The 6,782-nt window shown below is 64.0% G+C and carries 6 protein-coding genes and 1 pseudogene; 6 read left to right on the plus strand and 1 reads right to left on the minus strand.

The genetic code is table 11. The features are described 5' to 3' along the window. Positions 1 to 1,359 (plus strand): Ppx/GppA phosphatase family protein (locus EOD15_RS25230; protein WP_245463766.1); only part of this gene is annotated, 1,359 nt, incomplete at its 5' end. 22 nt (positions 1,360 to 1,381) lie between these two features. Further along, positions 1,382 to 2,179 (plus strand): RlmE family RNA methyltransferase, encoded by a 798-nt coding sequence (locus EOD15_RS25235; protein ID WP_027038343.1) that lies wholly within the window; start codon positions 1,382 to 1,384, stop codon positions 2,177 to 2,179. A gap of 71 nt (positions 2,180 to 2,250) precedes the next feature. Here the strand turns inward: EOD15_RS25235 and EOD15_RS25240 are convergent, their stop codons facing one another. Further along, on the minus strand, positions 2,251 to 3,672 hold the full coding sequence (locus tag EOD15_RS25240; RefSeq protein WP_127408949.1) for an MFS transporter: 1,422 nt from the start codon (positions 3,670 to 3,672) through the stop codon (positions 2,251 to 2,253). A 287-nt stretch (positions 3,673 to 3,959) separates the two neighbouring features. Here EOD15_RS25240 and EOD15_RS25245 point away from each other — a divergent pair, with 287 nt between their 5' ends. The 4 genes and pseudogenes from EOD15_RS25245 to EOD15_RS25260 all read left to right on the plus strand — a co-directional run. Beyond that, positions 3,960 to 4,205 (plus strand): type II toxin-antitoxin system prevent-host-death family antitoxin, encoded by a 246-nt coding sequence (locus EOD15_RS25245; RefSeq protein ID WP_127321447.1) that lies wholly within the window; start codon positions 3,960 to 3,962, stop codon positions 4,203 to 4,205. Next, positions 4,202 to 4,657: a PIN domain-containing protein gene (locus EOD15_RS25250; RefSeq protein WP_127321446.1), complete on the plus strand. Its 456-nt coding sequence runs from the start codon at positions 4,202 to 4,204 to the stop codon at positions 4,655 to 4,657. Before EOD15_RS25245 ends, EOD15_RS25250 begins: the two co-directional genes overlap by 4 nt. Positions 4,658 to 4,812: 155 nt before the next feature. Continuing rightward, positions 4,813 to 6,315, plus strand: a complete 1,503-nt coding sequence (guaB, locus tag EOD15_RS25255; RefSeq protein WP_127269487.1) for an IMP dehydrogenase — start codon at positions 4,813 to 4,815, stop codon at positions 6,313 to 6,315. 97 nt (positions 6,316 to 6,412) lie between these two features. Then, a pseudogene (locus EOD15_RS25260) lies at positions 6,413 to 6,782 on the plus strand (hypothetical protein); the annotation flags it as partial.

The raw sequence follows: 6,782 nt of genomic DNA on the forward strand, positions 1-6,782 counted from the left end.
GTGGAAGACCACGACACCGGCGCCGGCGCGCCGGAGGTGGGCGTGTCCAGCGCTTCCCAGCGGTCGGCTGGCCCGGGGAACGCAAGCTGGCAGCAACGCCGCCCGACGGAGCTCCGCTCCGCAGACGGGCAGGCGGGCGACGCACCCCACAAAGGCAAGCCCAAGAAGCGGCGCAAGCGAAGGCGCGGGCGCAAGGTTTTTGCGCGCGACGAAGTGCGTCCCGCGGAGAATCGATCGCCGGCGCCAGGCAAAACCGGTGCCCCGGCGGCGGAGGCCCACAGACCGTCGGAATCGCTGGCCTCGCCCGCCGCTGTAGTGCCACGGCCGGAACAGAGCGCCCGTCGGCCGCCGGTCCAGGAGCTTCCGGTGTTTGCGGCTCTTGACCTCGGCACCAACAATTGCCGGCTGTTGGTCGCGGTGCCGACGCGGCATGGCCAGTTCCGCGTCATCGACGCCTTTTCGCGCATCGTCCGGCTGGGCGAGGGGCTCACCGCCAATGGCCGGCTCGGCCAGCCGGCGATGGACCGCGCGGTCGAGGCGCTGAAAATCTGCGGCGACAAATTGCGCAACCGCAAGATCAGAAAAGCCCGGCTGATCGCCACCGAGGCCTGCCGCACGGCCGAAAACGGCGTCGAGTTCATCGACCGCGTCGAACGCGAGGCCGGCCTGAAGCTTGAGATCATCGACCGCCAGACCGAGGCGCGGCTGGCGGTGTCCGGCTGCGGCTCGCTGGTCGAGCGCGACACCCAAGGCGTCGTCCTGTTCGATATTGGCGGTGGTTCGTCGGAAATCGCGCTTATCGATCTCGCTGGCCGCCGTTCGCCAAGGCTGGCCAATCATATCGTGTCGTGGACGTCGCTGCCGGTCGGCGTCGTCTCGCTGGCCGAGCGCTTTGGCGGCCGCACGGTGACGCGCGAGATCTTCGCCGCCATGGTCGACGACGTTGCCGGCCGGCTGGCCAGCTTCGACGGTCGCGATCGGCTGAGCCATCTCAAGGCCAGTCCGAATTTCCATCTGCTGGGCACGTCCGGAACCGTGACGACGCTGGCCGGTGTCCACCTTGAGCTCGAGCGCTACGATCGCCGCCGTGTCGATGGGCTGTGGATGGACCGCGACAGCGTCGATCGCATGGTCGAAAGACTGGTTGGCTGGGATTTCCAGCAGCGCTGCGCCAACCCTTGCATCGGTGCCGATCGCGCCGATCTGGTGCTGGCCGGCTGTGCTATCCTCGAGGCGATCCGCGCCGCGTGGCCGTCCGAGCGGCTGCGAGTCGCCGATCGTGGCCTGCGCGAAGGTATTTTGAGCGAACTGATGGCCGATGATGGCGTCTGGCGCAACGATGGGCGTGGCAGAGCGTGAGCCCGAACCGAAGAATTAAGCAATGACCAAGAAACCGGAAAAACCAGGATCAGCCAGCATTCGTGTGCTGAAGACGCGGATCAAGAAGAAGAGCGGGCTGAAGGAATCGTCGCGCCGCTGGCTGCAGCGCCACATCAACGATCCCTATGTCCAGCGCTCCAAGGCTGACGGCTATCGCTCGCGCGCGGCCTACAAGCTGATCGAGATCGACGACAAGCATCATCTCCTGAAACCCGGCATGAAGGTGATCGATCTCGGCGCCGCCCCCGGCGGCTGGTGCCAGGTCGCCGCCGCGCGGACGAAATCGACGGCCGACAAGCCGCATGTCATCGGCATCGACTATCTGGAAATGGACGCCGTGCCAGGCGCCCCGGTGCTGCTGATGGATTTCCTCGATCCGGCAGCGCCGCAGAAGCTGGCCGAGGCGCTGGGCGGCGATCCCGATATCGTGTTGTCCGACATGGCGGCGCCAACCACCGGGCACAAGCGGACCGACCACATCCGCACCATGCATCTGTGCGAGGTGGCGGCCGATTTTGCGCTGTCGGTGCTGAAGCCGGGCGGGCATTTCCTCGCCAAGACTTTCCAGGGCGGCGCCGAAAACGAGTTGCTCTCCATGCTCAAGAAGAACTTCCGCTCCGTCCATCACGTCAAGCCGCCGGCGTCGCGGGATGAATCGGTCGAGCTCTATTTGCTGGCCAAAGATTTTAAAGGGCGAGAGGCCGGTCCGCCGTCAGGCGGATCGGAACGTCCAGTGGACGTTCCGAAGGCCTCGAGCGCCCGGAGCCATAGCGAAGGGCCGGGGGACGCCGACGACTGACAGGGCACCGCCGCGGTCCGCCGTCGGGCGAATCGGGCCGTCCAGAAGGCGAGGCCGAAGCGTAGCTGCCATCAGTTGCCGGGTGGGCTCACCGTTTCCAGCGTCTTGGGTGTTGTCAGCCGGCCGTGACCGGAGATGGCGTTGCCGGCATCGGGTGCCAGCCGGACGAAGGATAGCGATGCCGCCGCCGAGACCGCTGCAACGATGAAGAAGGCAATGTGGAAGTCGTCCAGCGACAGCGAGCCGCCATGGATTGACGTCGATACTTCCAGGATTCCGCCCGCCAGCGCCACGCCGAGCGCGACCGACAACTGCTGGAACACGGCTGTAATCGGCGTCGCCTTGCTGGTGTCTTCAGCCGAAACCTCGGCATAGGCGAGCGCATTGACGCCGGTGAAGAACATCGAGCGGATGAAGCCGCCGACGAGCAGCATGGCCAGCATCAGCAGATAGGGTGTGTCGGGTGTGAACAGGCCATTGATGGCGATCGAGGCGGCAGCGACCAGCGAACCGACAACCAGAACGCGGCGAAAGCCGGCGACGCGGAAGATCAGCGCGGTGACGAATTTCATGCCGATGGCGCCGATTGCAGAGACGAAGGTGATCATGCCGGACTGGAACGGCGTCAGCCCAAAGCCGATCTGGAACATCAGCGGCAGCAGGAACGGCACCGCACCGATGCCGATGCGAAACAGCGAGCCGCCAAGCACGGAAGAGCGGAACACCTGGTTGCGAAACAGTTCGAGCGCCAGCAGCGGGTTTTTGGCGTGGCGCGCATGCATGAGATAGAGCGCGCCCGACAGCAGGCCGACCGCTACGGTGGCGACACCGACGATTGGCGGCAGATAGGGCAAGCTGACCACCGACAGGCCAAACACCACCCCGGATGCCGCCAGCCCGCTCAGCATGAAGCCGATGAAATCAAGTGGCGGGGTCTGCGCGGGTTCGGTCTCCGGCAGGAAACGCGTCGCCAGCCAGATGCCGACCACGCCGATCGGCACATTGATCAGGAAAATCCAATGCCAGGTGAAATAGGTGGTGATGAAGCCACCGACCGGCGGTCCGACCAGCGGCCCGACCAGCGCCGGAACGGTCAGCCAGGACATCGCCGCGACGAGTTCGCTTTTCGGTGTCGCGCGCACCAGCACCAGCCGCCCAACCGGCGTCATCATGGCGCCGCCAATGCCTTGCAGGAAGCGCGACACTACGAAAGCCGGCAGCGAACCGGAGAGCGCACAGGCTATTGAGCCGACGATGAAGACCGCGATCGCGGCACGAAAGACTTTCTTGGCGCCGAAACGGTCCGCCATCCAGCCGCTGATCGGAATGAAGATCGCCAGCGAGACGAGATAGGCGGTCAGCGCCAGCTTGAGCGCGATCGGGCTGGTGTGGATGTCGACGGCGATCGCCGGCAGCGATGTCGCAATGACGGTCGAATCCATGTTTTCCATGAAAAGGGCGACCGCCAGGATGAGCGGGATGGTGCGGTTCACAAAACGCGTCCGACTTGATTCTTTTACGGTTGACCGGGAGGCAAGCCAACATGCAGGGCGGTTATCATGGGCTGGCTCTCATGTCGTGTTAATTTGCTGTCACTTTTGTGCGACTGCGGGGAGACAGGCAGTTCGCTTGGCCTGCCGCCGTGCCTAAATCAGAACTGCCGGGACGGCCAAGGTCTTCTCGTTCCGTCTCCAGGCGCTGGCCAAGCAGCAAAGAATAGCTTGCGAATGGCGATGCGCCACGCTATTGTAGTGTATATAACTACTATATGGACTTTGTTATGGAAGAAGCCGTTTCGGCAGCCGATGCCAACCGCAAGTTCTCTCTCATCCTGCGCGGTGTTCGCGAAGGACAGAGCTACGTCGTGACCAGTCATGGGCGACCCGTCGCGCGGATCGTGCCCGCCGATCGACAGCAGGGTGTGGCTTCCCGCTCGCGCTTAGCGTTGTTGTCGCGCCTCGAACGCCAGCCTGTTTTGGATGTCGGACGTTGGACCCGTGACGAGCTCTACGAGGACGAGCGATGAAGGTCGCGCTCGACACCAATGTCCTTGCCTACGCGGAAGGGGTCAACGGTGCCGAGAAGCGCGATATCGTTCTCGAACTGCTGCGCAACCTGCCGCAAGAGGCTGCAGTTATTCCCGTTCAGGTCCTTGGCGAGTTGTACAACGTTCTCGTCCGCAAGGCCGGAAGACCGCCTGTGGAAGCCCGGGATGCCCTCCTGGGTTGGCGCGACGCGTTTCCAGTTGCCGCGACAGTGCAAGACGTAATGATGATGGCGGCTGATCTGGCTACGGACCACCACTTCAGCATTTGGGACGCGGTCATTCTGTCCACCGCTTCCCAAACCGGTTGTCGGATGCTCCTTTCGGAAGACCTGCAAGATGGCTTCACATGGGGTGGGGTAACTGTCGTCAGCCCTTTCGCATCGCCGCGTCACGTTCTGCTCAATGCTCTCTTGGGGGAGTCTTCTGGATAGAACGCGAAACACCGAGACGATCGGCTTTTCATTGGCGCTTGGACGTGGTACCAGCCAGCGCCAATCCTGAAAGGGAAGAAACGAGTCGGCGCTGTCCATTCCGGTCCAGCGCTTTTTTGTATTCCCCCACCGCGTTTTATATCAAGGGACTGGCCATGGCAAAAATCATCGAAACGTCCACTGGCGCATTGGCGCTGACCTTTGACGACGTGCTGCTGCAGCCCGGCCATTCCGAGGTCATGCCCGGCGAGACCGATGTCCGCACCCGCATCGCCGGCGACATCGACCTCAACGTGCCGATCCTCTCGGCGGCGATGGACACCGTCACCGAGGCCAGGCTCGCCATCGCCATGGCCCAAGCCGGCGGCATTGGCGTCATCCACCGCAATTTCTCGCCGGCCGAACAGGCCGAGCAGGTGCGGCAGGTCAAGAAATTCGAATCCGGCATGGTGGTCAATCCTGTCACCATCGGCCCCGACGCGACGCTCGCCGACGCGCTGGGCCTGATGCGCAGCTATTCGATCTCGGGCATTCCGGTGGTCGAGAATGGTGGCACTGGCGGCCACAAGGTCGGGCGGCTGATCGGCATCCTGACCAATCGCGACGTGCGCTTTGCCTCCGATCCGGCGCAGAAGGTCCATGAGCTGATGACCCGTGACAACCTGATCACGGTCAAGGAGAACGTCGACCAGGACGAGGCCAAGCGGCTTCTGCATCAGCACCGCATCGAAAAGCTGGTTGTCGTCGACAGGCAGGGCAACTGCGTCGGATTGATCACCGTCAAGGACATCGAGAAGTCGCAGCTCAACCCGCACGCCAGCAAGGACGCACAGGGCCGCTTGCGCGCCGCCGCGGCCACCAGCGTCGGCGATGACGGCTATGAACGCGCCGAACGTCTCATCGATGCCGGCGTCGACCTTCTGGTGATCGACACCGCGCATGGCCACTCGCAACGCGTGCTCGACGCGGTGACGCGCGCCAAGAAACTCTCCAACTCGGTTCGCATCCTGGCCGGCAACGTCGCCACCGCCGCGGGCACGCAGGCGCTGATCGACGCCGGTGCCGACGCCGTCAAGGTCGGCATCGGTCCGGGCTCCATCTGCACCACCCGCATCGTCGCCGGCGTGGGCGTGCCGCAGCTCTCGGCGATCATGTCGGCGGTCGAGACGGCGCACAAATCCGGCGTCTCGGTTATCGCCGATGGCGGTATCAAATATTCCGGCGATCTCGCCAAGGCGCTCGCCGCCGGCGCAAGTGCCGCCATGATCGGCTCGCTGCTGGCTGGGACCGACGAAAGCCCCGGCGAGGTCTATCTGCACCAGGGCCGCTCCTTCAAGGCGTATCGCGGCATGGGCTCGGTCGGCGCCATGGCCCGCGGCTCCGCCGATCGCTACTTCCAGGCCGAGGTGCGCGACACGCTGAAACTGGTTCCGGAAGGCATCGAGGGGCAGGTTCCCTACAAGGGACCTGTGTCTGGCGTGCTGCACCAGCTTGCGGGCGGCTTGAAAGCCGCTATGGGTTATGTTGGTGGCCGCGACCTTGCCGATTTCCGCGAGCGCGCCACTTTTGTGCGCATATCCAATGCCGGACTTCGTGAAAGCCACGCCCATGACGTCACGATTACCCGCGAAAGCCCGAACTATCCCGGCGGAGCCTGACCAGTACGGGCTCGGGCGGAACCTGACGGCAACGATCCTGCGGCTGTCTCGCCACGCAGGCGCGCTCTGTTTCCTGTCGGCGGTGGTTTTCATCGCCATGACGGCTCTGGAATTCTTCTATTTCCGCCAGTTGAGCGGCGGCTTGCCGTCACTCGACATGCGCATTTTAGGGTTTACGCCGGACGAAGGCATGGCCTGGCTGACGGCGCTCGGCCGGCGCGGCGGCGAGATCATTCTCGTCTGGCACTATCTGACCTTCGATCTGTTGTTCCCGGCGCTGCTGTCGGTCACGCTGGTCAGCCTCATCCTGGCCACCGGCCGGCGATTGAAGGCTTTCCGCGTGCTGCCGGCGCAGCTGCAGTCGATTTTCGCGTTGGTCCTGGTGCTTCCCTACACGCTTGCACATTACGTTCAGAACTTTGCGGTGGCGCGGCTTCTGTCCGATTTCCTGTCGGCCAACCCGGACT

Source organism: Mesorhizobium sp. M7A.T.Ca.US.000.02.2.1 (assembly GCF_003996995.1).
In the GTDB taxonomy this organism is placed as follows: domain Bacteria; phylum Pseudomonadota; class Alphaproteobacteria; order Rhizobiales; family Rhizobiaceae; genus Mesorhizobium.

Bases quoted from the DNA above. Each gene is read 5' to 3' on its own strand.
- guaB (WP_127269487.1), top strand. From the start codon at position 4,813: ATGGCAAAAATCATCGAAACGTCCACTGGCGCATTGGCGCTGACCTTT.
- EOD15_RS25250 (WP_127321446.1), top strand. From the start codon at position 4,202: ATGAAGGTCGCGCTCGACACCAATGTCCTTGCCTACGCGGAAGGGGTC.
- EOD15_RS25235 (WP_027038343.1), top strand. From the start codon at position 1,382: ATGACCAAGAAACCGGAAAAACCAGGATCAGCCAGCATTCGTGTGCTG.
- EOD15_RS25245 (WP_127321447.1), top strand. From the start codon at position 3,960: ATGGAAGAAGCCGTTTCGGCAGCCGATGCCAACCGCAAGTTCTCTCTC.